This is a genomic window from Kitasatospora sp. NPDC041917 (genome assembly GCF_055589745.1).
Genome location: NZ_JBVJBI010000004.1, coordinates 247,767 through 273,391, shown reverse-complemented (window position 1 = coordinate 273,391; position 25,625 = coordinate 247,767). Strand labels below are relative to the sequence as shown.

Sequence of the window (25,625 nt, the reverse complement as noted above, 5' to 3'; positions counted from 1 at the left end):
CCGAAATCCGGCCGATGCCCCCGGAACTACGCTCGCGATGTCATCGAGGGCGAACCACCGGGGGGTCGAGCCGCGTGTTGAAGCTGGCCTGGCGAACGGTGCGGGCCCGGAAGGCGGGCTTCGCCGGCGCCTTCACCGCGCTCGTCTGCGCCCTGGTCCTGACCGTCGCCTGCGGGGTCCTGATGGAGTCCGCCCTGCGCGCGGGCACCCCCACCGAGCGCTGGGCCGGAGCCCCGGTGATGGTCGGCGACGGCACCCGCATCCCGGACGCCGGCCCGCTGACCGCGGAACTCGCCCGGCTGCCCGGCGTCACGGCCGCCGTCCCGGAGGTCTCCTTCCCGGCGGCCGTGGTCACCGCCTCCGGGCAGGTCCTCACCGGACCGCAGGGCGGCCCCTCGCTCGGGCACTCCTGGACGAGCGCCGCCCTCACCCCGTTCCGGCTGACCGCCGGCCGCGCCCCGACCGGGCCGGACGAGGTGGTCCTCGACACCGCGACGGCCGCCCGGGCCGGGGTAACGGTCGGCGGCACCGTACGGCTGGCCACCACCGAGGCGCCGCGCGGCTACACCGTGGCCGGACTCGCCGCGCCACCACAGGAGTTGGCCCGTCAGAGCGCGCTCTTCCTCAGCCCCCGGCAGGCCGCCGAGCTCGCCGGGACGGCGGCCGGCGCGGACGCGATCGGGCTCACCGTGCGGGAGGGGGCCGACCTGCGGGCACCGGCCGAGCAGGCCCGGCGGGTACTCGCCGCGGCACGGGACCGCGCCGGCGTGCCGGACTGGTCCGGGCCCCGGGTGCACACCGGCGACGAGCGGGGCGAGCTGGAGTTCTCCGGCGCTCCCGGGCCCGGCGACGGCCTCTCCTCGCTGGCCGGGACGACGGGCGTGCTGTCGCTGTTCGTCGCGGCCTTCGTGGTCGCGGGGGCGCTCGCGCTCTCCGTCCAGCAGCGGCTGCGCGAGATGGCCCTGCTGCGGGCGGTCGGCGCCACCACCGGACAGGTGCGACGGATGATCGCCCTGGAGACGCTGGTGCTGACCCTCGCGGCCGCGGTCGTCGGCCTCCCCACCGGGACCGGCCTCGCCGCGCTGCTGCGGGGCGAACTGGTCGACCGCGGGGTGGTCGGCTCGGACGTGCCGCTGCACATCGGGCCGACCGCCCCGCTGATCGTCCTCGGCGGCGTCGTCGTCACCGCGCAGCTGGCCGTCGCGGCCGCCGCGCGCCGGGCCTCCCGGGTCGAGCCCACCCGGGCGCTGCGCGACGCCTCGGCGCCACCGCCCGGCATCGGCCGGATCCGGACCGGGCTCGGGCTCGTGACGCTCGCCGGGTCCGGCACGGTGCTGGCCAACTCGACCGACGGCCACCGCGGGGCGGGGACGGCCGAGAGCATGGTGCTGGTGCTGCTGCTCGGGGTGGCCCTGCTCGGACCGCTGATCGGCCGGGTCGCGAGCGTGGCGATCGGCGGGCCGGTGGGCCGGCTCTTCCCGGCGGCCGGCTTCCTCGCCTCGGCCGCGCTGCGGGCCCAGCCGCGCCGCTTCGCCGCCGCCGTCACCCCGCTGGTGCTGGCGGTGGCCTTCACGGGCACGGTGCTGTTCGTCCCAGTGGTCAAGGCCCGGGCCACCGCGGCCGAGGACGGCCGACGGCTGCTGGCCGACCACGTGGTCCAGGCCGTCGGGATCGGCCTGCCGCCGGAATTCACCGCCGCGGTACGGCGGTTGCCGGGCGTCGCGGCGGCCGACGGCACGGTCTCCACGACCGTCCGAGCCTCCGTCGGGGACGTCGACCAGTACGGGCTGAACGCCCGGATCGTCGAGCCGCGGGGGCTCGCGGAGCTGGTCGACCCGGGGGTGACGGCCGGCTCGTTGGACGGGCTGCGCGACGCGGACATCGCGCTGGGGCAGCGGACGGCCGCCGCGCTCAAGGCCGGCGTCGGCAGCACCGTCCGGATCGCATGGCCGGACGGCACCGGCGGCACCGCGACGGTGGCCGCCGTGTACGACCGCGACGCGCGGTTCGCGGACGCCCTGCTGCCCGCCCCCTTCGCCGCCGCCCATGCCCCGGACCCGCTCACGCCGACCGTCCTGGTCCGTACCGCCCCCGGAACCGACCCCCGGCAGGTCGGCCGGGAACTCCACGACCTCACCGCGGCCTACCCGATGGCCCGGGTCGGCGACCGGGCCGAGTACGACGCGGCCCGCAGACAGCGGCAGGAGTCCGCCACCGCGGTCGGACGGCTGTTGCTCGGCATGATCGGCCTGTTCACCGCGATCGCCGTGGTCAACACCCTGGTGATGGCCACCGGCGAGCGGCGGCGCGAGTTCGCGCTGCTGCGGCTGGTGGGCACCACGCGGCCGCAGGTGCTGCGGATGGCGGCCTGGGAGGGCGGGATCACGGTCGCGGTGGCTCTCGCCCTCGGTGCGGCGGTCACCGCCGCCGTCCTGGTCCCGGTCAGCCTGGCGCTCACCGGGACGGCCTGGCCCGCGCCGCCCGGGAGTTGGGTGGCCGCGGTGCTGGGCGGGGCGGCGCTGCTGGGGATGGGCACCGTCCTGCTGACCACCCGGCTGGCGCTGCGCCGGAAGCCGGTCGAGACGATGGGGATGCGCGAGTAGCGGCGCGGGCCCGGTCAGGCGGCGCGGGCGGCCTCCCGGGCGGGCGCGGCCTCGACGACGGCCGTGAGGTGGAACCAGCCCGCTCCGTCCCGCTCGGCGGTCAGCCGGCCGCCGACGGCCCGCAGCCGCTCGGTGAGGTTCCCGATGCCGTGGCCGCCGCCCTCCGACCCGGGCCCGCCGCCCTCCTCGCGCGGAGCGCCGCCCGGTTCGCGCGGCACGCCGTCGTTGGAGACCACCAGGCGCACCGTGCCGAGCCCGTCCCGGCCGGCCCGGATCCCGCAGTGCCGGGCCGCGCTGTGCCGCAGCAGGTTGGTGACCGCCTCGCGCAGCACGGTGGCCAGCACCGCGTCGAGTTCGGGCCGCAGCCCCTCGCAGTCCAGTTCGGCCTCGACCCCGATCCCGGCCGCCCGCAGCACCGAGACCGCCGAACGCGCCTCCCGCGCCAGGGACATCCCGAGGTCGCCGCTGGGGAGCCGGCGGGTGTCCGCCATCGCCTGCCGCACCAGTGCCAGCACCTCGGAGATCTCCGCGCGGGCGCGTTCCGGCTCGTCCGCGGCCAGCCGTTCGGCGAGCTGGCACTTCAGCGCCGCCACCGAGAGGCTGGAGCCGAGCAGGTCGTGCAGGTCGCGCGCGAAACGCAGCCGTTCCCGGTCCACCGCGAGTTCGGCCAGCTCGGTCCGGGCCGCCCTCAACTCGGCTGTCAGGTCGGCGAGTCGGGCCACCCCGTAGACCACGATGCCGCCCACGGCGGTGGACACCGACGCATTGACGCACTGGCCGGGGTTCCCGCCCAGTGCCGCGCAGAGCGGGTACTGGGCGGCCACCAGTGCGACGAACAGCATCCAGGAACGCGGCAACGCGACGGTCAGCAGCACCGAACCGGCGAACGACCCGGGGATGCCGACCCACGCCCCGTCGAAGAACAGGAACGGCAGGTAGGTGAGCACCCCGTGGACGACCAGGCTCCACGGCCACCAGCGCCGCGCCAGACGCCACGGACCGGCGTGCCCGATCTGCAGGCCGAGCAGGACCAGCAGCAGCGCGACGGCGGGCAGTTGGTAGGCCAGGCCGTCGTGGTTGCGGACCGTGGCCACCACCGAGGCGGCGCAGAAGCCGACGGCGACCATGACCACGATGCCCCGGGTGAGCCGCGCGAGCGGGTCACCGGAGCCGCCGGAGCCACCGAAGCGCCCGAAGCCGCCGGGGTGCTCCGGACGGGAGCGATCGGCGTCGGTTCGGTCCGCGCTGTGGCCCAAGGGGAACTCCCGGTAGACGGCTCGACACACCGCGCGCCCAGCGGGAGCCCGCCGCGCACCCGGCGCCCCCGTGCGCCCGCACCACGAGCATAGTTTCCCGCCGGAGCACCACCGTTGACGCTCCGCCACGGTTCGCCGGCTCAGGCCGGGGTGCGGCCGATCGTCCCCTCAAGGCTGTTCAGCAGGCCGCTGAGGGCCTCGGCGAGCCGGTCCTGCTCGGCGGGGGTGAGTCCGGCCAGCAGGGCGCGGTCGTAGGCGACGAGCTCCTGGATCAGACCGTCCACCAGCGTCCGGCCCTCCTCGGTGAGCGCGAGGTGGGCGACCCGGCGGTCCCGGTCGTCGGTGCGGCGGCTGACCAGGCCGCGCTCCTCCAGCAGCCGCAGGCGCTTGGTGACGGCGGCCCCGGAGGCGAAGCTCTCCCGGGCCAGCTGGGTGGGGGTCAGCTCGCGGTCGAGGCGGAGCAGGGCGCCGAGGATGTCGAACTCGGCGCGGGTGAGGCCGGCCCGGGTGAGCGGGTCGGGGGTCTGCTGGAGCAGCGCGGCGCAGCGGTTGATCCGGCCGAGGACGGCGATCGGACCGGTGTCCAGCCCCGGGTAGGCCCGCTCCCACTGGCGCAGCACACCTGCGACGACGTCCTCCACGTGTGCTGCTCCCGTTCTGCGGCCTGCCGTTCGGCTTCGATCCTAGGGCGTGCCCGTCGCGGCCCCGGCCGTGCCCGTCGCGGCCCGGGCCGTGTCCGGCAGGGCCGGGCCGGGATCGGACAGGCCGTCGCGGCCGCGGTGTTCCAGCAGCGCGGCCAGCAGGTGGTGGGCCTGCTGCTCGGTGGCGGTGGCGCGCTGGTGCGGGAGGGCGGGTCGGCGCCACTCGCCGGCGGCGGTGTCGGTGGCCTCGCGCAGCTCCAGCAGGGCCGCGGCGAGGCCGGTACGGGCGGCGAGGGCGTCCGGGGTGCTCCCGGCCGCGACGGCCCGGACGCCCGGGACGGACGAGGCGGGCGCGACGGGCGCGACGGGCGCGACGGGCGGGGCGGGCGGGGCGGGCGAGGCGGCGCGGACGGCGGCCGACGCGCGGTGGCCGGCCGCCTCCGCTCCGGCGAGCGCGCGGGTCAGCCGGGCGGCGGTGCGGCGGTTGGTGACCAGCAGGCAGGCCGCGAGGCCGGCGAGCGCCCCGACGCAGGTGTCCAGCCAGCGGTCGGCGATCAGCGCCCCGGCCGGCTGCGGGCCCGCGAATTCCGTCATCAGCAGCGCCATCGGGGTCACGAAGACCGTCGCCAGCCAGTAGCTGCGGGCGATCGTCGCCTCCGCCCCGAACTGGCAGACCAGCCCGAGTCCGATCAGCGCCACCGGGCCGGTGTGCGCGACGGGCAGCGCGGCGGTGAACAGCAGCAGGCCGAGCAGGTTGCCCAGCACCCGCTGCAGCGCGCGCTGCCAGGACAGCGTGCTGTTGGCCTGGAACACCGAGGCCGCGGTGACCACCGCCCAGTACGGCCGGCCGACGCCGAGCGCCAGCGAGATCCACCCGGCACCGGCGCAGCCGACGGCGACCCGCAGCGCGATCGGCAGCAGCGCCGAGCCGGGCCGCAGCGCCCGCCGGAGCGGCGGTCGGGGGCCGGGACGGCGGACGGAAGGCTCGGCCGCCTCCGCCTCGGTGAGGTCGAGCGTCGGCAGCGGGCGGCCGCGCCGCAGGTCGCGGGCCAGGTCGAGGTACCGCGCGGCGTCCTCGGGCCGGGCCGGTCCGGCCAGTGCGGCCTCCGCGCGCACCAGCAGCCGCTCGGGCGCGTCGCCGAGGGCGCGCCGCCGGGACGGGGTGGAGAGCGCGAGGCTCTGCCAGGCCGCCTCGACCGCGCCGACCAGGGCGGTTCGGGCGGCGGCGTCCGGCTCCGGCCGGCCGGGCCCGGTCCGCAGCAGCCGGGCGGCGGCCTCCAGGGCGCGGGCGGTGGCGATCCGCTCGGGCCCGTACGGGCGCACCAGGGCCGGGGCCATGCAGACCAGCCAGGCCAGCGCGGCGCCGAGCGCGGTGAGCGCCAGGTGCGGCGGGACCTCGGCGAGCCGTTGCGGGAGGAAGGCGCAGCTGGCGGAGGTGAAAGTGATGATCAGACTGCCGGGCGGGCCGATCCGGGCGGCGTCGCAGAGCAGCTTGTGCAGGGCGGCGAGCACCGCCGCCACCGCGACCAGGACGGCGGCGTCGCGGGTCAGTGCGGCGGCGGTGAGGGCGGCGCCGGTGCTGAGCACGGTGCCGAGCAGCACGCCGGCCAGCGTCCGGGCCCGGGCCCGGTAGGGCAGGCCGTGCCCGTACAGCGCGCCCAGGCCGCCGGCCGAGGTGTAGAGGGCGAGGTCGAGCCGGCCGAGGCCGAGCAGGGTGAGGTTGAGCGCGCCGAGGGTGACCACGGCGCTGAGCGCGGGCTTGTGCCAGCCGTCCCCGGCCGGACCGACCCGAAGTGCCTGGCGGAACTGGGCGGTTGTGACCATGCAAAAAGGTTAGCAGGTAATTTACCCGTGAAACATATAGCCGCTCGGACACCCCGCCACAGGGCTCCGGAAGCTCCGGAAGAAAATTTCGGCCGGAGCGATGAGTTCTGCGGCGAACCCCGGTCTACCTCCACGACCGACTCGTACGACAGCAAGGAACACCCATGAGCACCGTGGTCTCCACCGACGGCACCGTCCTCGCCTGCTCCGTCACCGGCTCCGGCCCCGCCGTCGTCCTGGTCGACGGCGCACTGTGCCACCGCGGCATGGGGCCGAGCGCCTCGATCGCCGAACAGCTGGCGGCGCGGCACACCGTGTGGACCTACGACCGGCGCGGTCGCGGCGACAGCGGGGACACCCCGCCCTTCGCGGTGGAGCGCGAGATCGAGGACCTGGCCGCCGTCATCGCGGCGGCGGGCGGCTCGGCCCACGTCCTCGCCCACTCCTCCGGCGCCGCACTCGCGCTGCGGGCCGCCGCCGCGGGCACCGGCATCACCCGACTCGCCGTCTACGAGCCGCCGTTCAGCACCGGGGAGGCGCAGAGCGAGCGCTTCCGCCAGTACGTCGCCGAGCTGACGGCGGCGCTCGCCGAGGGGCGCCGCGGGGACGCGGTCGCGGCCCTCATGGTCTACGCCGGGACGCCGGCGGAGATGGTGGACGGGATGCGCGGCGCGCCGGTGTGGCCGCTGTTCGAGGCGGTCGCACCGACCCTGGCGTACGACGCGGCGGCGCTCGGCGACCGGACCGGCGCGGTCGTCCCGGTCGACCTGCTGGCCACGATCGCCGTGCCGACCCTGGTCCTGGACGGCGGCGCCAGCCCGGAGACACTGCGGGCCCCGGCCCGCGCGGTGGCGGCGGCCGTGCCGGACGCCGAGTACCGGACGCTGGACGGCCAGACCCACGAGGTGTCCGCCGAGGTGCTGGCGCCGGAACTGCTGAAGTTCTACGCCTGACGCGCGGCCCGGGGGCACCGTCCAGCCTTCCGGCGATCACCGGAGTCGCGTCACCGGCGCACGACCAACGACGGACAATCACCGACGGACGACCAACGACGGACGACCAACGACGGACGAGGAAGCATGGACGAGGACTTCAAGGACATCCCCACCACCACCCTGGCCGACGTCCTGGGCCGCGCCCAGGTCATGGACGCCGGCCTGCGACCGCTGTGGACGGGCATGCCCCGGGTGGCCGGACCGGCCTTCACCGTGCGGTGCCCGCCCGGCGACAACCTGATGCTGCACGCGGCGATCCACCGGGCCGGGCCCGGCTCGGTGATCGTGGTGGAGTCCGGCGACCTGGACCACGCGCTGGCCGGCGGCAACGTCTGCGCGGTGGCGCAGCGCCGGGGCGTGGCGGCCTTCGTGGCCGACGGCCTGATCCGGGACCTCGCCGAGGTGCGGGAGCTGGCCTTCCCGGTCTTCGCCCGCGGGGTGATCCCGATCCCCGGGGCGAAGGAGCGGCTGGGCACCCACGGCGCCCCGGTGACCTGCGGCGGGGTGTCGGTGGCGGCCGGCGACACCGTGGTGGCCGACGAGGAGGGTGTCGTGGTGGTGCCCGCCGCCGAGCGGGCGCGGGTCCTGGAGGCGGCCCGGGCGAAGCTGGCCAAGGAGGCGGCCGAGACCCTGGACGACTGGGAGGCCGCGCACCGCGCCCGGATCGACCGGGCCCTCGCCGAGCTGGGCTTCACCGGCTGATCACCCGGCTCCGGTACGGTCCGCCCCCCGGTCCGCCCGGCGCTCGTCGCCGGGCGGACCGGCGGCGGGACACGCCCGCACGGCGGGGCCCGCTTCCCTGTTCGAATCGGATGGACAAAGGTTCGACCGGCGGCCTCCCCCGGGCTCCCGTCACCGGGTCCGGCCGGTGATCCACCGGTACGAATGGCCCCGCACGGCGCACCTCGGCACACCCCCTCCTCATATGATCGGAGCGACATGCGCCATGCTTGGTGATGCAGAACACTGAACGGAACTTGCGCCGGACGGCCCACCCGCCGTACGGCCGAGAAGGAGGAAGCACGTGGACGACGTTCTGCGGCGCGCCGCACTCTTCGCGGCACTCGACGACGAACAGGCCGGCGAGCTGCGCGCTTCCATGACCGAGGTCACCCTCGCCCGTGGGGAGTCGCTGTTCCACGAGGGCGACCCGGGCGACCGGCTGTACGTCGTGGCGGAGGGCAAGGTCAAGCTGCACCGCGCCTCGCCGGACGGCCGCGAGAACATGCTGGCCGTGCTCGGCCCCAGCGAGATGATCGGCGAGCTGTCGCTGTTCGACCCGGGCCCGCGCACCGCGACCGCCAGCGCGCTGACCGAGGTCAAGCTGCTGGGCCTCGGCCACGGCGACCTCCAGCCCTGGCTGCACGCCCGCCCCGAGGTCTCCATCGCGCTGCTGCGGGCCATCGCCCGCCGCCTGCGCCGCACCAACGACGTGATGTCCGACCTGGTCTTCTCCGACGTGCCCGGCCGCGTCGCCAAGGCCCTGCTGGACCTCTCCCGCCGGTTCGGCGTGCAGTCCGAGGAGGGCATCCACGTCGCCCATGACCTCACCCAGGAGGAGCTGGCCCAGCTGGTCGGCGCCTCCCGCGAGACGGTCAACAAGGCGCTCGCCGACTTCGCCGGCCGCGGCTGGCTGAAGCTGGAGGCCCGCGCGGTGGTGCTGCTGGACGTCGAGCGGCTGTCGCGCCGCTCGCGCTGACGCCGGCGAAACGCCGCTGACGCCCGCGAACGCGGAGGGGCCCGTCCGGATCGGACGGGCCCCTCCGCGTTCACCCCCGCGTTCCCGCGTTCAGGGGATCACTCGGCGCCCGGGATCAGCCCGTGGTCCTCCAGGTAGTCCAGCTGGGCCCGCACCGACAGCTCGGCGGCCGGCCACAGCGCCCGGTCCACGTCGGAGTAGACCCGGGCCACCACCTCGGGCGCGGTCCGGCAGCCCGCCTCGACCGCGGTCTCCACCTGGGCGAGCCGGGCGGCCCGGTGGGCCAGGTAGAAGTCGACGGCGCCCAGCGCGTCCCCGAGCACCGGGCCGTGGCCGGGCAGCACCGTGCGCACGCCGTGCTGGGAGGCCATGGTGTGCAGCCGGCGCAGCGAGTCCAGGTAGTCGCCCAGCCGGCCGTCGGGGTGCGCGACCATCGTGGTGCCGCGGCCGAGCACGGTGTCGCCGGTGAGCACCGCACCGTCGTCCGGCAGGTGGAAGGTCAGCGAGTCCGAGGTGTGCCCCGGGGTGGCCACCACCCGCAGGTCGAGGCCGCCGACGTCCAGGCGCTGGCCGCCCACCAGGCCCTCCGAGCCCAGCCGGTGCGCCGGGTCCAGGGCCCGCACCTCGGAGCCGGTCAGCTCGGCGAAGCGGGCCGCGCCCTCGGAGTGGTCGGCGTGGCCGTGGGTGAGCAGGGTCAGCGCGATCCGCTTGCCCCGCTCCCGCGCGAGGTCGACCACCCGGCGCAGGTGGCCCTCGTGCAGCGGGCCCGGGTCGATCACCACCGCGAGGTCCGAGCCGGGCTCGGAGAGCAGCCAGGTGTTGGTGCCGTCCAGCGTCATCGGCGACGGGTTCGGTGCCAGCACGCACAGCGCCCGAGGGGTGGCCTCGCCGCCGACGGCGGCGGCGGGGTCGCCCGGCAGGAGTCCGCTCACCGGCCGCCTCCGCCGTCTCGGTGCAGGGCCCGCAGCGGCAGTGCCCGGACGAGGGCGCGCTGCGCCACCTCGACGAACGGGACCTGGCTCACGCAGGCGGGGTCACGGGGAGTCAGACGGCGGGCGGGCATCTCGGGCGCCGTCCGGCGAGCCACGTCGTTGTGGGTCATCGGGCGTCGGTCCTCTCTCTGCGTCGGTACGGGAAGGTCGCGTCCTGCGGGGTGTACGACCCGCAGCCGGTACGGGGGCCCGGGAGGCCCCACCGGTGGAACGGTCAGGAGCCCTCGGGGAACTCCCCGTCGATGGTCAGTTCCTGGTAGCCGGGCCAGCGGACCGTCAGGCGGTCGCCGCGGATCTCGGCCCGGCCCAGGACCGGCGTCAGCGGGCGGTCGGCGGCCGCGGCCAGTGCCTCGGCCGCGGTCCGGGCCGAGGACAGCTCGCGCAGCACCGTCACGGTCGGCGGCAGCATGCCGAACCGGCCCTCCCGGTGGCCGCGCACCGCCTCGGCGGGGGTCAGCCAGGCGACCCGGTCGGCCTCGCCGACCTCCAGGGCCGCGCGCTGGCCGGCCGGCAGCGCGGCGACGAAGAACCAGGTGTCGTAGCGCCGTTCCTCGAACTCGGGGGTGATCCAGCGGGCCCAGCCGCTCAGCAGGTCGCTGCGCAGCACCAGGCCGTGGTCGCGGAGGAATTCGGCGAAGGACAGCTCGTGCGCCTCCAGCGCGGCCCGCTCGGCGGACCAGTCGCGCGGCGCGGCGACGCTGTCGGCGTCCGGGCCAGCCAGCAGCACGCCGGCCTCCTCGAAGGTCTCCCGGACGGCCGCGCAGACCACGGCCCGCGCCGTCCGGGCGTCCACCCCGAGCCGTCGCGCCCATTCCCCGGGCGTCGGCCCGGCCCAGCCCGGCTCGACCTCGGCGTCCCGCGGGTCCACCCCGCCGCCGGGGTAGGCGTACATCCCGGCCGCGAAGGCCATCGAGGTGCGCCTGCGCAGCAGGTAGGCCTCCGGCCCCCCGGCGGCGTCGCGCAGCAGCACGACGGTGGCGGCGGGCCTGGGCACCGGCGGGGTCACCGCGCCGGATGCGACCGCCCGGATCCGGGCGGGCCAGCCGGGCGGCATCGGGAGCGTCGTCGCTCGATGGTCCATGCCCGGATGCTAGGGCGTGCCCGGCGATTCCCGCCAGGCTCACGGATCGATCGGACACACTCCGGCCACACGGGGGCGGGGCCGGACAGGCCCGGCCCCGCCCCCGCGATCACGTTCAGACGGTCTTGACGCGCACCACGAGCTCGACCTCGACCGGGGCGTCCAGCGGCAGCACCGCGACGCCGACGGCGCTGCGGGCGTGCACGCCCGCAGCGCCCAGCACCTTGCCGAGCAGCTCGCTGGCGCCGTTGACGACGGCCGGGACACCGATGAAGTCGGGGGCGGCGGCGACGAAGCCGACGACCTTGACGACCCGCTCGATCCGGTCGAGGTCGCCGATCACGGACTTCACGGCGGCCAGGGCGTTCAGCCCGCAGATCTGCGCGAGGTCCTTGGCCTCCTCTGGGGAGACCTCGGCACCGACCTTGCCGGTGGTCGGCAGCTTGCCGCCGACCACCGGGAGCTGGCCGGAGGTGAACACGAGGTCGCCGGAGTGCACGGCCGGCACGTAGGCGGCGACCGGGGCGGCCACCGGAGGCAGGGTCAGACCCAGCTCGGCGAGCTTCTCCTCGACCTTGCTCATGCGTTCTTCTCCCGCTTGAAGTAGGCCACCAGCTGCTCCGGGTTCGGGCCGGGCACGACCTGGACGAGCTCCCAGCCGTCCTCGCCGAAGTTGTCCAGGATCTGCTTGGTGGCGTGCACCAGCAGGGGCGCCGTCATGTATTCCCACTTGGTCATGGCCAGACTCTAGACGAGCCGTCGCGGTGATCCGCTCCGACGGCCGCGAGGCGTGTGAGGTGGGGCACAAAGAGGGCATGATCCGGCCTGACGGCCCAGGTGCTCCGGGCATCCGGTGCGCTCCCTGGTTACCCTCGCGAGAGGGCACCCTGGTGAAGGGCACCCCCGTCGGGAGGGGACCCTGGTGAGGGGCACCCTCGTCAGGAGGGGACGCCCGTAGGACGGAGACGGACGGAGACGGAGCGTGGCACGCACCCCCGGCCAGGCGGCCCGGCGCGACCCCGACTGGGAGGGCGTCCGGCTGCACGTGGTCAGCGGCAAGGGCGGCACCGGGAAGACCACGCTGGCCGCGGCGCTGGCCCTGGCGCTCGCCGCCGACGGCGGACGGGTGCTGCTGATCGAGGTCGAGGGCCGGCAGGGCATCGCCGAGCTGTTCGGGATCGCCGCGCTGCCGTACGAGGAGCGCCGGATCGCCTCGGTCTCCCGCGCCCAGCTGGGGCTGGCCGCCGGTGGGGGCGGGCCCGGCGAGGTCTTCGCGCTGGCGATCGACACCGAGCTGGCGCTGCTGGAGTACCTGGAGATGTTCTACAAGCTCGGCCGGGCCGGGAAGGCGCTCCAGAAGGTCGGCTTCGTCGACTTCGCCACCACCATCGCGCCCGGTGTGCGGGACGTCCTGCTCACCGGCAAGGCCTGCGAGGCGACCAGGCGCAAGGACCCGGCCGGCCGGCGGCGCTACGACGCGGTGGTCATGGACGCCCCGCCGACCGGGCGGCTGGCCAGGTTCCTGAACGTCAACGCGGAGGTCGCCGGGCTGGCCCGGATCGGCCCGATACACACCCAGGCGCAGGCCGTGATGCGGGTGCTGAAGTCGCCGGAGACCGCGGTGCACCTGGTCACCCTGCTGGAGGAGATGCCGGTGCAGGAGACGGTCGACGGCATCGGGGAGCTGCGCGAGGCGAAGCTCCCGGTGGGCGGGGTGATGGTCAACATGGTCCGGCCGCCGGTGCTGGACGCGGCGGCGGTGGCCGCGGTGGACGGGGACCACCGCGAGGAGGTCGCCGTGGCGCTCGGCGAGGCCGGGCTCGGCGGCCGCACGCGCGCCGCGGAGAAGGTCCGGGCGGCGGTGGAGCCGCTGATCGACCCCCTGCTGGCGCAGGCCAGGGAGCACGCCGAGCGGGTCGAGCTGGAGCGCGCGCAGCGCGCCGACATCCAGCAGCTGCGGCTCCCGACGTACGAACTGCCGCTGCTGGGCGAGGGCGTGGACCTCGGCGGGCTGTACCGGCTGGCGGGCGAACTGAAGCGGCAGGGGGCGGCATGACCTCGAACAGCGGGGTACGGAGCACCGGGCGGCGACTCGCGGTGGACGAGCTGATCGACGACCCGAAGACCAGGATCATCGTCTGCTGCGGCTCCGGCGGCGTCGGCAAGACCACCACCGCCGCGGCGCTCGGCCTGCGGGCGGCCGAGCGCGGCCGCAAGGTCGTGGTGCTGACCATCGACCCGGCCCGCCGGCTCGCCCAGTCGATGGGCCTGACCGAACTCGACAACACCCCCCGGGTGGTCAAGGGGGTCACCGGCGACGGCGAGCTCCAGGCCATGATGCTGGACATGAAGCGGACCTTCGACGAGGTCGTGCTGGCCCACGCCGAGCCCGAGCGGGCCAAGGCGATCATGGAGAACCCCTTCTACCAGTCCCTGTCGGCCGGCTTCGCGGGCACGCAGGAGTACATGGCGATGGAGAAGCTCGGGCAGCTGCGCGCCGCCGAGGAGTGGGACCTGATCGTCGTGGACACCCCGCCGTCCCGCTCGGCACTGGACTTCCTGGACGCGCCCAACCGGCTCGGATCCTTCCTGGACGGCCGGGTGATCCGGATCCTCACCGCCCCGGCCAAGGTCGGCGGGCGCAGCGCGATGCGCTTCCTGAACGTCGGGATGGGACTGCTCACCGGCACTCTGGGCAAGATCTTCGGTGCTCAGCTGCTGACCGACGTGCAGACCTTCGTCAGCGCGATGGACTCGATGTTCGGCGGCTTCCGGGAGCGCGCGGACCGTACGTACCAGCTGCTCAAGGCGCCGGGCACGGCGTTCCTGGTGGTGGCCGCGCCGGAGCGGGACGCGCTGCGCGAGGCGGCGTACTTCGTGGACCGGCTGGCCGCGGACCGGATGCCGCTGGCCGGGCTGGTGCTCAACCGGGTGCACGACACGGGGGCACCGCAGCTCACCGCGGAGCGGGCGCTGGCGGCCGCCGAGGCCCTGGAGGAGAACGGCTCGGAGCACGCCTCGCCCGCTGCGGAACTGCTCGCGGCCGGGCTGCTGCGACTGCACGCCGAACGGATGCAGATCATGGGGCGCGAACGCCGCACCCGCGACCGCTTCGTCTCGGTGTACCCGGACGTGCCGATCGTGGAGGTGCCGGCGCTGCCGGGCGACGTGCACGACCTGGACGGGCTCCGGGCCATCGGGGACCGGCTCAACGGCGCGGTGTAGCCCGTGCCCGAGGGCCGACCGGCCCGGACCGCGCGGTGGCGGTCGGGCTCAGCCCGCCTGGGCGTAGTCCGTCAGTATCACTCCGGTCGCGAGGGACTCCTCGTACTCGGTGCGTGCCGTCTCCAGCAACCTCCGCCACGAGATGACGGTCGGGCGGCGGCGCAGCAGCGCACGGCGCTCGCGCTCCGTCATCCCGCCCCACACCCCGAACTCCACCCGGTTGTCCAGGGCGTCCGCGAGGCACTCCGTCCGGACGGGGCAGCCGCTGCACACCGCCTTCGCGCGGTTCTGCGCCGCCCCCTGGACGAACAGTTCGTCCGGATCACTCGTGCGGCAGGCGGCCTGCGCACTCCAGTCGTCAACCCAGCCCATGCCGGCGCCGTCCTCTCCCGTTTCGAGGCTCCCCCACGGCGGCAACGGCATATTCACCGTTGCCAGTTGAGGACGTTACGGAAGAACGACAGCTTGCAACAGCCCCTTCGGGCTCAATCTCGAATGACCCGATTGGACTATGGGTATCAATCAGCTCACTCGTTGGAGTGATCGCAGGTCGCACGCCTTGCCAAAAGCGGAGCCCGCACTCTCGCCACAGGAGTCACCACGGAGCGTGACTGAACACACGGGTACAGTAGGCCACAGCTGCCTCAAAACCCGGCCATCACAGGGCATTCCGGGCAAGTCTCCTCGCCCACAAGAGTGAGCGATGTTGACGCACCGAAGCTGTCGCAAGCTTGTGACAAGCCTAGGCGAACGCCTGCCGCTGTGTGCGGGAATCCGCGACGTAGGGTTCTCCCCATGGCACCGAAGCGCCCACAGGCACCCCAGCCCCCAGGCAACACCGGAGCTCCGCGCGGCGGGACCGGCGGATCACCGTTGGAGCACGCCGGCAACGGCGTGAAGTTCCTGGGCGTCAGCGTGCTCTCCGGAGTCCTGCTGGCCGGTCTCGCCCTGCCCGCCGTCGGCGCCATCGGGCTGACCGCCAAGGACACGGCGGAGAGCTTCGACAACATCCCGGACGACTTCAAGACCCCGCCGCTCACCCAGGCCACCCAGATCTTCGACGCCAAGGGCGGGCTGATCGCCAAGGTCTACGAGCGCGACCGCACGGTCCTGACCGTCGATCAGATGTCGCCGTTCATGCGCCACGCCCAGGTGGACATCGAGGACGCCCGCTTCTACGAGCACGGCGCCGTCGACCTCAAGGGCATCCTCCGCGCGGTCAGCAAGAACGCGGAGAGCGGCACCGCCTCCCAGGGCGCCTCCACGCTGACCCAGCAGTACGTGAAGAACGTCAACGTGGAGAAGGCCGGCGACGACCAGGCGGCCGTCCTGGAGGCCCAGCGCAAGACCCTGGGCCGCAAGATCCAGGAGCTCAAGGTCGCCATCAAGCTGGAGGAGGACCTGTCCAAGGACCAGATCCTCACCAACTACCTCAACATCACCTTCTACGGTCACCAGGCCTACGGGGTCGAGGCCGCCTCCCAGCGCTACTTCAGCAAGAGCAACAAGGACCTGACCGTCGCCGAGGCCGCCACCCTGGCCGGCATGGTGCAGAACCCGTCGTCCTACGACCCGGTGCGCTACCCCGAGAACACGGTCAAGCGCCGCAACGTCGTGATCGACAAGATGCTGGAGAACAAGCACATCACCGCCGACCAGGCGAAGGAGGCGAAGGCCGCCCCGCTGGGCCTGAAGTACAAGGACCCGCAGAACGGCTGCATCACCGCCCAGGCCGGCATGGGCTTCTTCTGCGACTACGTCCGCCACGTGGTCAAGCAGGACCCGGCCTTCGGCAAGAACGCCGACGAGCGCAAGAAGGTGTGGAACACCGGCGGCCTGAACATCTACACCACGCTGGATCCGGACAAGCAGGCCGCCGCGCAGAACGCCGTCACCAAGAAGGTCAACGTGACCGACACGGTGTCGGCCGCCGCGACCATGATGGAGCCGGGCAGCGGCAAGATCCTGGCGATGGCCCAGACCCGCCCGTACGGCCTGGACCCGAACAAGAACCAGACCGTCGTCAACCTCAACGTGGACGCCGCGATGGGCGGCGGCAACGGCTTCCAGACCGGTTCGACCTTCAAGCCGATCCTGGCCGCGGCCGCGCTGGAGTCGGGCATGTCGAACACCCAGGCGTTCCCGTCCGAGAACAAGATCGAGTACCCGCAGATGTCCACCTGCTCGGGCACCTGGAAGAACACCGTCAAGCCCAAGGAGACGGTGAAGAACGAGCAGGACAGCGAGGTCGGGCCGTACCAGCTGAAGGAGGCCATGGCCCGCTCGGTCAACACCTACTTCGTGCAGATGGAGCAGCAGGTCGGCCTCTGCGCGATGAAGCAGATGGCGAACAAGCTGGGCATCACCCAGTCCGCCAAGGGCGACGCCTTCCAGGAGGTGCCCTCGATGGTCCTCGGCACCCTGGAGCTCTCCCCGCTGACCATGGCGAACGTCTACGCGACCTTCGCCGCCCGCGGCAAGTACTGCACCCCGATCGCGATCAACAAGATCACCACGGTGGACGGCAAGGACATCCCGGTCCCGCAGTCCCAGTGCAGCCAGGCCTTCTCCGAGCAGACCGCGGACTCGCTCAACGCCGTCCTGCTCAACGTGACCGAGAAGGGCACCGCGGCCGCCCTGACCATGGACGACGGCCGCAAGATCGCCGGCAAGACCGGTACCACCGACGAGAAGAAGGCCGCCTGGTTCAGCGGCTACACCCCGTCGCTGGCCGCCGCGGTCTGGCTCGGCGGCCCGGCCGGCGGCGTCAAGATGAAGAACATCACCATCGGCGGCAAGTACTACCCCGAGGTGTTCGGCGCCGACGGCCCCGGCCCGATCTGGGCGATGGCGATGAACCAGGCTCTCAAGGGAACGCCGCTGGAGCCGATCCAGACCGCCAACATCCCGGACCCGCAGCCGGCCGCTCCCCCGGCGGGCGCCACCGCACCGGCCACCGACCCGAACGCCCCGCAGCCCGGCGGCAACCCCCCGCCGCCGCAGCAGGGCGGCAACCCCGGTCAGCCCGGCGGCCAGCCCGGCGGGCTCCCCGGTGGACTGCCCGGCGGCTTCCCCGGCGGGTTCACCTTCCCGCCCTTCCCCGGCAACGGGAACGGGAACGGCGGCCGGCACGGCGGCGGCAACGGGAACGGCTGACCCGTCCCGGGCCGCGAACGGCCGACACGGCGAAGGGGCGCCCTCCAGTGCGGAGGGCGCCCCTTCGGCGTGCTGCCGGGGCGGCGCACGACCGGGGCGGGGCGTCACCTGGGGGCGTCACCTGGGCGACGGGACGGGACCGGCGGACCGGCGTCCGCGGGGGCGTCCGGGCACCCGGCTCAGGCCAGGGCGGCCTTCACGGCCGCGGCGACCCGGCCGCCCTCGGCCAGACCGTCGACCTTGGGCTTCACCAGCTTCATGACGGCGCCCATCCCCTGCGGGCCGCTCGCACCGCTCTCGGCCACGGCGGCCGCCACGATCGCGGCCAGTTCCTCGTCGGAGAGCTGCTTGGGCAGGTAGGTCGCCAGCACCTCGCCCTCGGCCCGCTCCCGGGCCGCCTGCTCCGTCCGGCCCGCCGTGTCGAAGGCCTCGGCCGCCTCCCGGCGCTTCTTCGCCTCGCGGCCGATCACCTTCAGCACATCGGCGTCGGACAGCTCGCGCTTCTGCTTGCCCGCCACCTCCTCGCTGGTGACGGCGGCCAGCGTGAGCCGGATGGTGGACGCGCGCAGCTCGTCCCGGTCCTTGATGGCAGCCGTGAGGTTCTCGTGCAGCTGCTCCTTGAGCGTTGTCATTTCCTCTTCTTATCCTTCGGCTGTGGGTGGGCTCAACCGGGTTTCCCTGGGCACCCACCGGGGTTTCCGCAGTTGAACGAGTATCCCCCGAGAACCCCGGCCGGCATCCCCGACAACCCCGGCCGAGGGCGCCCGACAGCCCGCCGGACGGCGCCGATCCGACCCGGGAACGGGCGGCGGTCGATTCCATGAACAATCGATGCCCGACTCCGGGAACAAGCGACGGGATTCGGCCACGGTGGCCGATAATGCTTGCACAATATCGGCCGCAATGCCGAAAATTGCCGGATCCGGAGCGAAGTTGCCGGTCCCGGAGGGGCAAATCGAACGCTGTGACCGCTTCGCCGAAAATAGTCCGCGTAGTACACTCGTTCGCGCGTCGCTTGAGCAGCCGATGGCGGCGATCACCTCACCTCGAATCACCGTCGAATCATCGCCGAAGACCGCCACGAACAACTGCGACAACCCGTCATCACGTCCCCGATTCATTATTCCACGGCACTGGCACACTGCCGCCCAGGCACCTGGCGGCCCTGACACCTGGCGGCCCGGGTCCCTTGCGCCCCCTGCCGGAACGAGCGCGCACGCCCGCGCTCCGCCCGGCTGCCCGACCGCCCGGCGACAGTGATCGCTTTTCGGAGCGATGGGCGCCGTAAAAGCGGCGCATCGAGTTCTGACTTTTATTCTGCTCACAACAGCAGGAAGCGCGGGGGAATGGACAACAATCAGCTTCGATCGATGTTGGTGACCCAACGGAAGATGGTCGGCTGGAGCCAGGAGCAATTAGCCGAACACTCCACTGTCAGCGTCCGCACCATTCGCAACCTGGAAACCGGCGCCATCAAGAATCCGCGACGCAGTTCCGTGGAACTCCTGGTGGGCGCGCTGTTCGCCGCGGCGACCAACCGGGACGACACCCTGCTCTCCCAGGTCGTTCACGCGGGCGCCCCGGCCGGGCTGCCGCCCACCCGGCCGGAACCCGGATTCCCGGCCCGCGTCGCCGAGCTCCCGGACAACGCGCGGTGGCGGGGACTGCGACCCAAGACGGACATCACCGTCGGCCGACGGGCCGACCTGCTGCACGTCGTGACCGCCCTGCGACCGGGCCGTCCGCTGGTGCTCACCGGACCGGCCGGGGTCGGCAAGACCCGGCTGGCGCTGGACTCTGCCGCCCACCTGCTGGACCGCTTCCGGGACGGCGTCGTGGTCCTGGAGCTCGGCTCGGTCACCCCCGAGGCCGTCGACCCGGCGGCCGCCTCGGCCCAGGCCCAGCGCGCGCTCGACGCCCTCCTCCGGGGCTTCGGCCGCGACCCGCGGACCGGCCCCGAGTTGCAGCTGCTGCTGGTCGTCGACAACGCCGAGCACGTCATCGACACGGTGGCCCGGCAGGTCAGGACACTGCTGGCGCGGCACCCGGCACTCCACATCATGATCACCTCGCTGCGGGCGCCCGCCGGGGTCCCCGCCGACCTGTGGGAGGTCTCACCGCTGTCGGTCGACCACCCGGACGGCCCCTACGGCTGCCCGCCGGCCGCCGAGCTGTTCTGCCACCGGGTGCACTCGGTCGCCCCGACGCTCGACCTCGGCGACCAGATGCCGCAGGTGGTCGAGCTCTGCCGGCGCCTCGGCGGCCTGGCGCTCGCGATCGAGAACGCCGCCGTGCGGATGCGCTCGGTGCCCCTGCACGTCCTGGTGGACGAGTGCCGGGTGCTGCCGATCCTCGGCCAGGAGGAGGTCGGCGGGCTCTCCCACCACCGCTCGCTGCACCGCAGCCTCGCCTGGGCGTACGGACTGCTCGACGAACGGCAGCGCCGGGCACTCAGACGGCTCTCCCGGTTCCCCGAGGAGTTCTCCATCGACGACATCCGGAAGGAACCCGTCGACGGCGGCGGCCCGGCCGGCCGGGAGCCCTCCCGCAACCTCGACGTCCTGGCCGAACTGGTCGACTTCTCCGTCGTCCAGGTGAATCGCGGCCACCAGTACGCGTACCGGGTCCCCCGGATGATGCGCGAGTACGTCAACGCCATTCCGGCCTGAGGCCGGCCCGCGCCCCCGTCGCCCGGAGTGCCGCTCCGGGCGACGGGGATGCCGGGCGACGGGGTGCTCCGCACCTCCGGGCGGAACCTCCTGACCAAGGGTCAGCCCTTCCGCCCGGCAGCGGCCCGCCCCTCTCCGTTCCCCCTCCGGCCCCGTAACCCGTCTTCCCGGTTACACCTATCCTGGGGCGCATGACCGACGGAGACGACCCGGTCCCCCGGAACGCGGCCGACGCGGCCGACCCGGCCGACCCGGCCGCCGCACCGCCCGACGGCACGGCCGGCCGGCACACCCCGCCCGGGCTGGTCCTCACCACCCCCGGAGGCAGCCGCTTCCACTTCGACCCCGGCGCCCTCTGCCTGGAACTGCTCACCACCGGCGGACCCGGCCCGTACGCCCGGTACGAGGTGCTGCACCGGCCCGCCGACCTCGCCGCCTGGCTCCCGCCGTCCCGGCTGCGGCTGCCCGCCGACGCCGTACGGATCTCCCCCGCCGAGCTCACCGCCACCCGCACCCTCCGCGACGCCCTGTGGCACCTGGCCGCCGCCCGCGCCCACGGCCGCCCCGGCGAACCCGAGCACTACGCCGTCCTCAACCGGGCCGCCGAGCACCCGCCGCTGGTCCCCCGGATTGCCCCGGACGGCACCGCGGCCGCCCCACCACCCGCCGACGGAGCCCAGCTGGCCTCCACCCTCGCCCGGGACGCCATCGCCCTGCTCACCGGCCCGTACGCGGACCGGATCCGGGAATGCGGCGCCCACGACTGCCGACTGATCTTCGTCGACACCTCGCGCCCCGGCCGCCGGCGCTGGTGCTCGATGGAACGCTGCGGCAACCGCCACAAGGTCCGCTCCCTGCGCGCCCGCCGAGAGACCGAGGAGACGCCCCCGGCCGCCGCCCTCCCCGCCGACTCCGGGCGTGCGCCCGCTGATCCACCGTCTGAGAGCATGGGCTGATGCGACCGCTGTACTCCGTTCCCCTCGGCATCGCCGCCGCCGGCACCGCCTGCCTCGCCTACTCCGTCGGGTACGAGGTCCGGGCCTTCCGCCTCCGCCGGATCGAGGTCCCCGTCCTCCCGCGCGGCGCCCGCCCGATCCGGGTCCTCCAGGTGTCCGACATCCACATGGTGAGCGGGCAGGGCAAGAAGCAGCGCTGGCTGAAGAGCCTGGCCGGCCTGCGCCCCGACCTGGTGGTCAACACCGGCGACAACCTCTCCGACCCGCTCGGCGTCCCGGCCACCCTCGACGCGCTCGGGCCCCTCATGGAGTTCCCCGGCGTCTACGTCTTCGGCTCCAACGACTACTACGGCCCGGCCCGCAAGAACCCGGCACGCTACCTCCAGGCCATGCGCAGCGGCGCCCACGGCATGAACAACCCCGACGGCACCGCCCGCCGCGGCATCACCGGAGCCGTCCACAACCCGTGGGAGAAGCTCCGCGACGGCTTCGACGGGGCCGGCTGGCTCGACCTCACCAACACCCGCGGCCGGCTCACCGTGAACGGGCTCGACCTGGAGTTCACCGGCCTCGACGACCCCCACATCCGCCGCGACCGCTACAGCGACGTCGCCGGCGGCCCCTCCGCCGACGCCGACCTCTCCCTCGCCGTCGTCCACGCGCCCTACCTGCGCGTCCTCGACGCCTTCACCGCCGACCGCTACCCGCTGATCCTGGCCGGCCACACCCACGGCGGCCAGCTCTGCATCCCCTTCTACGGCGCCCTGGTCACCAACTGCGACATCGACACCCGCCGGGTCAAGGGCCTCTCCACCCACACCGCCGGCGGCCACCGCTCCCACCTCCACGTCTCGGCCGGCTGCGGCACCAACCGCTACACCCCCGTCCGCTTCGCCTGCCCGCCCGAGGCCACCCTCCTCACCCTCGTCCCGGCCCCCCGCTGACCCCCGCCGGACGCCCGCCCGAAACCGGATTTCGTGTCTCGGCGAGCGTCCGGTAGAGTTCTACTCGTCGCGAAGGAGACGGAGCGACAAACCGCAAGATCGGGGTGTGGCGCAGCTTGGTAGCGCGCTTCGTTCGGGACGAAGAGGCCGTGGGTTCAAATCCCGCCACCCCGACCCAGTAGGACCAGCTCAGGGCCGGTCTCCCGCAAGGGAGACCGGCCCTGAGTGGTTGTCACGTCCTTTCGGGGAGACCTCGGCCCGGCATTCGCCTTGGACCGGCCATCGGCGGGGACCCAAACGCCGACCGGTGGTGACCTGCGCAGAGGCATTCGCCCCCCGGCGCCGGGCAACGGTGCACAACCTCCGTTGTCAGTGCATCGAGGTACGCTGCATGGTCGCCAGCAAGCGGCCGTCAAAGCGGGCACCCAGGCTCATCGAGCCACGTACCGTCGCCCCGTTACGACAATCAGGAGAACCAAGTGCAGCCCACCAAGATCGTGGATCTGTTCGCCGGCCCCGGGGGGCTCGACGTGGCGGCAGACAAGCTCGGCATCCCCACGGTGGGCATTGAATGGGACTCCGCCGCGTGCACCACACGCCGAGCCGCCGGCCTGGAGACGTGGGAAGGCGATGTCCGCATGTTCGGACCGTCGAACTGCCCCGAAGCCGACGTGCTGGCCGGAGGCCCTCCCTGCCAGACCTTCACCGTCGCGGGCTCGGGCGCCGGGCGCCGGGCCCTCGACCAGGTGTTGGAGTTCGTCGGGCGGCTCATCGCCCGGGAGGATCGCGAAGAGATCCAGAAGGACCTGGCCAAGCTCGACGACGAGCGGACAGGTCTGGTGCTGCAGCCCCTCATGTGGGCTCTCGACGCAATCGACTCCCCCGACCGAAAGCCCTACAAGGCAATTGTCCTCGAACAGGTACCGGCCGTGCTTCCGGTGTGGACGGCCTACAAGAAAGCATTCGAGGGCGAGGGCTACCAGGCGGACTGCGGCATCCTGCACACCGAGGCGTTCGGCATCCCGCAGACCCGCCGCCGGGCCGTGTTGATCGCCCGGTACGGCGACGAACCTGTCAAGCTCCCGGCACCCACCCACCGCGTCTACCGCAAGGGCGTCGGGCGCGACGAGGGAGACGAGAACCTTCTGGAGTGGCGGACCATGGACGAAGTGATCGTCCGCGAAACCGACTTCGAAGTGATCTCCAACTACGGCACCGGCGGCGATCCCAAGGCCCGCGGTCGACGCCGCTCGACCGAGCCGTCGGCCACGGTCACGGGCAAGATTTTCCGCAATCGCATGGTCGGCCCCGGCGACGTGGAGCTCGAGCGTTTCACGTATTCCGAAGCCGGTCGTCTGCAGACCTTCCCGGCCGACTACCCTTGGCGCGGCCGCGATGTCGGTCAGCAGATCGGCAACGCGGTTCCTCCACGTCTCGCCATGCACGTCCTGTGCGCCGCCTTCGGATGGGACGCACCGTCCGACGCCATGCTGCGGGACCTCGACTCCTGGGGTTCGCGGGGCACCGACGAGCCGGACGTCGACGACCCGACGGGCAGGGACCAGCAGAGCAACTGAGCGGGGCCGGAGAGAACAGCCAACGGCGAGCGTCCGCGTCGCGCACGAACGTCGACGATCCGAGGGGGAGCGATGCCCGCGTCCTTTGTCACCGACCTGTGCGGCTACCGGAACGGCAAGCCGAACACCAGCGACAGCAGCAAAGCCGATTCCGTCGAGCTGGGTCGGCTCTTCTTCGAACAGCTCGGAGTGCCCAAGGAGAAGGACGCCGAGAAGAACGACCACACGTGGAGCATGGCCATGGTCGCCGATCTGAACGGAAAGCTGGAGAAGGTCGCTCCGCACCTCACGGTCGAACGGGAGCGGCACGCCCACGACTTCGAACAGTACGCGCACCTGGGGGCCATGCAGCGGCTGGCCGACGAAGACTCGCTACCGCTCGACAACGCCGTGAAGGATCTGCAGAACCACCTGCCGACGGCCGAGGAAGGCGGGGAGGAGACGTCCGTCCTGGTGAAGGCCCTGCTCAATGCCCTCGACGAATCCCGAGCCAGGCGTCGTCCGCTGCTCGATGCCCTGGGTGACGAGTCACTGCCGAAGCTGGACATATCCGTCCACCGTCCGCTCGACGACGCGGCGATCGGCCGGCCTCACCTCGTGGCGGGGTTCTCACTCAAGTGGTCGCTCAGGACCGACCGGCTGCAGGACCCACGCACCCATGGTGCCAAGATGGCCACCCTCCGTCGAGGGCGCATGCCTCACTTCGCAGCCGTCACGATGGAACCCCGTCCGTACTTCCTGGCACGACTCGGGCAGGGCACGGGGGATCTCGACTGTGTCTACCACCTCCATCTCCCGGCTCTCACCGCCGCGGTGGACGAATACTACTCTGCGACGAAAAATCACCTGAAGACGCGCGACACCTTCCACCGCATGGTGGAACAGCGCCGCTTGCGCGACTACGACGATCTCGTCGCCTATCTGGGAACGCTCTAGCCAGGCGATCCGACAGAACCGCCTCCTGACAGCACGGTTCGCGCCCCATATGGTCGATCCGTGACCTACGAAGCGCCGCTCTTCCCCGTCCCGTCCGATGGCACCCCCCACTCAGATCGCCTCGACGACCCCGGCCTCAGCGCCGTCGAGGAATGGTTGCTCGACCAGAGAGACCACAGAAGGCGATTCGGGCAGGTCTTCCGCAGGGCCATCGACGAGGTCCTGGATGGACAGCGCACGGGCCGGTACGACCTCTACATCAAGGAAGGCCCGGGCCGGGTCGAGAGCACCGAGAAGACGTATCTCGGCACCAAGGTCGAGATCGTCACCCGAGCCGAGTTCGACCTCGGCTACGGGAACCCCATGGACTACGTCATCGCCGATGAGCACGTCGACGCGAAGTTCACCGTGGGCGGGACCTGGATGATCCCGAAAGAGGCCATGAACCACATTTGCCTCCTGATGCGTGCCGACGACCGAACGGGGTCCTTCCAGGTCGGGATACTCCGGATAAAGCCCGACGTCCTCACCACCGGGCCGAACGGCGATCAGAAGAGAAGTGTTTCGGCCGCAGGCAAGGCCCGGATCCGTTGGATCGTCCAGGATGGCGAACTACCGGACAACCTCCTGCTCCGTCTCCGGGAGGCCGACCCCAAAACAGTCCGGTCCATCTTCCGCGCCTCGGACGGTTACCGCGGATCCGGCAATGGCGGCCAGCTGCGCGTCAACGAACTCTTCCGTCGGGTACGGGGCCGAATCGTCGACCGCACCACCGTGGTCACCGTCGCCACCCAGCACGACGGTCTCAAGCGCGCACGGGACTCGCGCAAGCACCTCAGGCCGGAAGGCATCATCGTGATCGGCCATCTGAAGCCCTACCCGCAGATCGCGGAAGAATTGGGCCTGCCCGTCCCTGAAAAGGGCTCCTTCGTGTCGGTGAAGTTGACGGAGCTGGACGAACTCAGCACCCGTCGATCGACCGTCATCGACGGTGTCCGGTACGGAATCTGGGCTGAGGGCGACCCGGCCTGCGAAGCACCTGAGATCAAGGGATAAAGCCCGGGGCTCGAT

General features: G+C 73.0%; 23 protein-coding genes and 1 tRNA gene. 14 read left to right on the top strand and 10 right to left on the bottom strand.

The genetic code is table 11. The features are described 5' to 3' along the window. Positions 1–74 precede the first annotated feature (74 nt). Complete coding sequence (locus tag ACZ6EM_RS06995; RefSeq protein WP_465771875.1) at positions 75–2,603, top strand: FtsX-like permease family protein; 2,529 nt, start codon at positions 75–77, stop codon at positions 2,601–2,603. A gap of 14 nt (positions 2,604–2,617) precedes the next feature. Here ACZ6EM_RS06995 and ACZ6EM_RS06990 read toward each other — a convergent pair whose 3' ends face one another. From ACZ6EM_RS06990 to ACZ6EM_RS06980, 3 genes are all read right to left on the bottom strand, one after another. Beyond that, positions 2,618–3,859: a sensor histidine kinase gene (locus tag ACZ6EM_RS06990; protein WP_465771874.1), complete on the bottom strand. Its 1,242-nt coding sequence runs from the start codon at positions 3,857–3,859 to the stop codon at positions 2,618–2,620. A 140-nt stretch (positions 3,860–3,999) separates the two neighbouring features. Further along, positions 4,000–4,500, bottom strand: a complete 501-nt coding sequence (locus tag ACZ6EM_RS06985) for a MarR family winged helix-turn-helix transcriptional regulator (protein ID WP_359901973.1) — start codon at positions 4,498–4,500, stop codon at positions 4,000–4,002. A 42-nt stretch (positions 4,501–4,542) separates the two neighbouring features. After that, the gene (locus tag ACZ6EM_RS06980) at positions 4,543–6,324 is read right to left on the bottom strand and encodes an FUSC family protein (protein ID WP_465771873.1); all 1,782 of its coding nucleotides are present in this window, start codon (positions 6,322–6,324) and stop codon (positions 4,543–4,545) included. A 164-nt stretch (positions 6,325–6,488) separates the two neighbouring features. Here ACZ6EM_RS06980 and ACZ6EM_RS06975 point away from each other — a divergent pair, with 164 nt between their 5' ends. The 3 genes from ACZ6EM_RS06975 (at position 6,489) to ACZ6EM_RS06965 (ending at position 9,018) form a co-directional block, all read left to right on the top strand. Continuing rightward, positions 6,489–7,277: an alpha/beta fold hydrolase gene (locus ACZ6EM_RS06975; protein ID WP_465771872.1), complete on the top strand. Its 789-nt coding sequence runs from the start codon at positions 6,489–6,491 to the stop codon at positions 7,275–7,277. A 126-nt stretch (positions 7,278–7,403) separates the two neighbouring features. Beyond that, positions 7,404–8,021, top strand: a complete 618-nt coding sequence (locus ACZ6EM_RS06970; RefSeq protein ID WP_465771871.1) for an RraA family protein — start codon at positions 7,404–7,406, stop codon at positions 8,019–8,021. A 322-nt stretch (positions 8,022–8,343) separates the two neighbouring features. Then, the gene (locus tag ACZ6EM_RS06965; RefSeq protein ID WP_030288117.1) at positions 8,344–9,018 is read left to right on the top strand and encodes a Crp/Fnr family transcriptional regulator; all 675 of its coding nucleotides are present in this window, start codon (positions 8,344–8,346) and stop codon (positions 9,016–9,018) included. Between the two features lie 98 nt (positions 9,019–9,116). Here ACZ6EM_RS06965 and ACZ6EM_RS06960 read toward each other — a convergent pair whose 3' ends face one another. The 5 genes from ACZ6EM_RS06960 to ACZ6EM_RS06940 all read right to left on the bottom strand — a co-directional run bounded on the left by ACZ6EM_RS06960 (position 9,117) and on the right by ACZ6EM_RS06940 (position 11,829). After that, positions 9,117–9,950 (bottom strand): MBL fold metallo-hydrolase, encoded by an 834-nt coding sequence (locus ACZ6EM_RS06960; RefSeq protein ID WP_452181076.1) that lies wholly within the window; start codon positions 9,948–9,950, stop codon positions 9,117–9,119. Next, positions 9,947–10,120, bottom strand: a complete 174-nt coding sequence (locus ACZ6EM_RS06955) for a hypothetical protein (protein WP_359905710.1) — start codon at positions 10,118–10,120, stop codon at positions 9,947–9,949. Before ACZ6EM_RS06955 ends, ACZ6EM_RS06960 begins: the two co-directional genes overlap by 4 nt. A gap of 104 nt (positions 10,121–10,224) precedes the next feature. Next, on the bottom strand, positions 10,225–11,091 hold the full coding sequence (locus ACZ6EM_RS06950; protein ID WP_452181077.1) for an NUDIX hydrolase: 867 nt from the start codon (positions 11,089–11,091) through the stop codon (positions 10,225–10,227). Between the two features lie 115 nt (positions 11,092–11,206). Next, a complete protein-coding gene (locus ACZ6EM_RS06945; protein ID WP_452191313.1) occupies positions 11,207–11,674 on the bottom strand; it encodes a RidA family protein in 468 nt (155 codons plus the stop codon). Then, entirely contained in the window at positions 11,671–11,829 is a 159-nt protein-coding gene (locus ACZ6EM_RS06940) for a DUF4177 domain-containing protein (protein ID WP_094743074.1), read from the bottom strand. Before ACZ6EM_RS06940 ends, ACZ6EM_RS06945 begins: the two co-directional genes overlap by 4 nt. Before the next feature lie 244 nt (positions 11,830–12,073). On the opposite strand from ACZ6EM_RS06940, the gene bagA reads away from it, so the two are divergent. Together bagA and bagB are read left to right on the top strand one after the other, a co-directional pair. Then, a complete protein-coding gene (gene bagA, locus ACZ6EM_RS06935; RefSeq protein WP_465771870.1) occupies positions 12,074–13,147 on the top strand; it encodes an ATPase BagA in 1,074 nt (357 codons plus the stop codon). Beyond that, the gene (bagB, locus tag ACZ6EM_RS06930; RefSeq protein WP_359905699.1) at positions 13,144–14,316 is read left to right on the top strand and encodes an ATPase BagB; all 1,173 of its coding nucleotides are present in this window, start codon (positions 13,144–13,146) and stop codon (positions 14,314–14,316) included. The genes bagA and bagB overlap by 4 nt, the downstream gene beginning before the upstream one ends. Before the next feature lie 48 nt (positions 14,317–14,364). Here bagB and ACZ6EM_RS06925 read toward each other — a convergent pair whose 3' ends face one another. Then, on the bottom strand, positions 14,365–14,688 hold the full coding sequence (locus ACZ6EM_RS06925; RefSeq protein WP_030240986.1) for a WhiB family transcriptional regulator: 324 nt from the start codon (positions 14,686–14,688) through the stop codon (positions 14,365–14,367). Positions 14,689–15,189: 501 nt separating this feature from the next. On the opposite strand from ACZ6EM_RS06925, the gene ACZ6EM_RS06920 reads away from it, so the two are divergent. Further along, a complete protein-coding gene (locus ACZ6EM_RS06920; protein WP_452179952.1) occupies positions 15,190–17,472 on the top strand; it encodes a transglycosylase domain-containing protein in 2,283 nt (760 codons plus the stop codon). A 179-nt stretch (positions 17,473–17,651) separates the two neighbouring features. On the opposite strand, the gene ACZ6EM_RS06915 is transcribed toward ACZ6EM_RS06920, so the two are convergent. Further along, the gene (locus ACZ6EM_RS06915; RefSeq protein ID WP_359905693.1) at positions 17,652–18,104 is read right to left on the bottom strand and encodes a GatB/YqeY domain-containing protein; all 453 of its coding nucleotides are present in this window, start codon (positions 18,102–18,104) and stop codon (positions 17,652–17,654) included. Positions 18,105–18,848: 744 nt separating this feature from the next. On the opposite strand from ACZ6EM_RS06915, the gene ACZ6EM_RS06910 reads away from it, so the two are divergent. From ACZ6EM_RS06910 to ACZ6EM_RS06880, 7 genes are all read left to right on the top strand, one after another. Then, positions 18,849–20,141 (top strand): helix-turn-helix domain-containing protein, encoded by a 1,293-nt coding sequence (locus ACZ6EM_RS06910; protein ID WP_452179951.1) that lies wholly within the window; start codon positions 18,849–18,851, stop codon positions 20,139–20,141. Positions 20,142–20,332: 191 nt separating this feature from the next. Next, a complete protein-coding gene (locus tag ACZ6EM_RS06905; protein WP_465771869.1) occupies positions 20,333–21,097 on the top strand; it encodes a CGNR zinc finger domain-containing protein in 765 nt (254 codons plus the stop codon). After that, on the top strand, positions 21,097–22,041 hold the full coding sequence (locus tag ACZ6EM_RS06900; protein WP_380358346.1) for a metallophosphoesterase: 945 nt from the start codon (positions 21,097–21,099) through the stop codon (positions 22,039–22,041). Before ACZ6EM_RS06905 ends, ACZ6EM_RS06900 begins: the two co-directional genes overlap by 1 nt. A gap of 100 nt (positions 22,042–22,141) precedes the next feature. After that, positions 22,142–22,215, top strand: a tRNA-Pro gene (locus tag ACZ6EM_RS06895). Positions 22,216–22,520: 305 nt separating this feature from the next. Then, a complete protein-coding gene (locus tag ACZ6EM_RS06890) occupies positions 22,521–23,618 on the top strand; it encodes a DNA cytosine methyltransferase (protein ID WP_452179949.1) in 1,098 nt (365 codons plus the stop codon). Positions 23,619–23,690: 72 nt separating this feature from the next. Next, the gene (locus tag ACZ6EM_RS06885; RefSeq protein ID WP_452179948.1) at positions 23,691–24,554 is read left to right on the top strand and encodes an NgoMIV family type II restriction endonuclease; all 864 of its coding nucleotides are present in this window, start codon (positions 23,691–23,693) and stop codon (positions 24,552–24,554) included. Positions 24,555–24,614: 60 nt separating this feature from the next. After that, entirely contained in the window at positions 24,615–25,610 is a 996-nt protein-coding gene (locus ACZ6EM_RS06880; protein ID WP_465771868.1) for a NaeI family type II restriction endonuclease, read from the top strand. The last annotated feature ends 15 nt before the right edge of the window (positions 25,611–25,625 follow it).

What these genes read in the sequence shown, in the direction of transcription:
- ACZ6EM_RS06905 (WP_465771869.1), top strand. Translation starts at nt 20,333, where the DNA reads ATGACCGACGGAGACGACCCGGTCCCCCGGAACGCGGCCGACGCGGCC.
- ACZ6EM_RS06915 (WP_359905693.1), bottom strand. Translation starts at nt 18,104, where the DNA reads ATGACAACGCTCAAGGAGCAGCTGCACGAGAACCTCACGGCTGCCATC.
- ACZ6EM_RS06940 (WP_094743074.1), bottom strand. Translation starts at nt 11,829, where the DNA reads ATGACCAAGTGGGAATACATGACGGCGCCCCTGCTGGTGCACGCCACC.
- ACZ6EM_RS06900 (WP_380358346.1), top strand. Translation starts at nt 21,097, where the DNA reads ATGCGACCGCTGTACTCCGTTCCCCTCGGCATCGCCGCCGCCGGCACC.
- ACZ6EM_RS06955 (WP_359905710.1), bottom strand. Translation starts at nt 10,120, where the DNA reads ATGACCCACAACGACGTGGCTCGCCGGACGGCGCCCGAGATGCCCGCC.
- ACZ6EM_RS06970 (WP_465771871.1), top strand. Translation starts at nt 7,404, where the DNA reads ATGGACGAGGACTTCAAGGACATCCCCACCACCACCCTGGCCGACGTC.
- ACZ6EM_RS06975 (WP_465771872.1), top strand. Translation starts at nt 6,489, where the DNA reads ATGAGCACCGTGGTCTCCACCGACGGCACCGTCCTCGCCTGCTCCGTC.
- ACZ6EM_RS06885 (WP_452179948.1), top strand. Translation starts at nt 23,691, where the DNA reads ATGCCCGCGTCCTTTGTCACCGACCTGTGCGGCTACCGGAACGGCAAG.
- ACZ6EM_RS06980 (WP_465771873.1), bottom strand. Translation starts at nt 6,324, where the DNA reads ATGGTCACAACCGCCCAGTTCCGCCAGGCACTTCGGGTCGGTCCGGCC.
- bagB (WP_359905699.1), top strand. Translation starts at nt 13,144, where the DNA reads ATGACCTCGAACAGCGGGGTACGGAGCACCGGGCGGCGACTCGCGGTG.
- ACZ6EM_RS06950 (WP_452181077.1), bottom strand. Translation starts at nt 11,091, where the DNA reads ATGGACCATCGAGCGACGACGCTCCCGATGCCGCCCGGCTGGCCCGCC.
- ACZ6EM_RS06945 (WP_452191313.1), bottom strand. Translation starts at nt 11,674, where the DNA reads ATGAGCAAGGTCGAGGAGAAGCTCGCCGAGCTGGGTCTGACCCTGCCT.
- ACZ6EM_RS06925 (WP_030240986.1), bottom strand. Translation starts at nt 14,688, where the DNA reads ATGGGCTGGGTTGACGACTGGAGTGCGCAGGCCGCCTGCCGCACGAGT.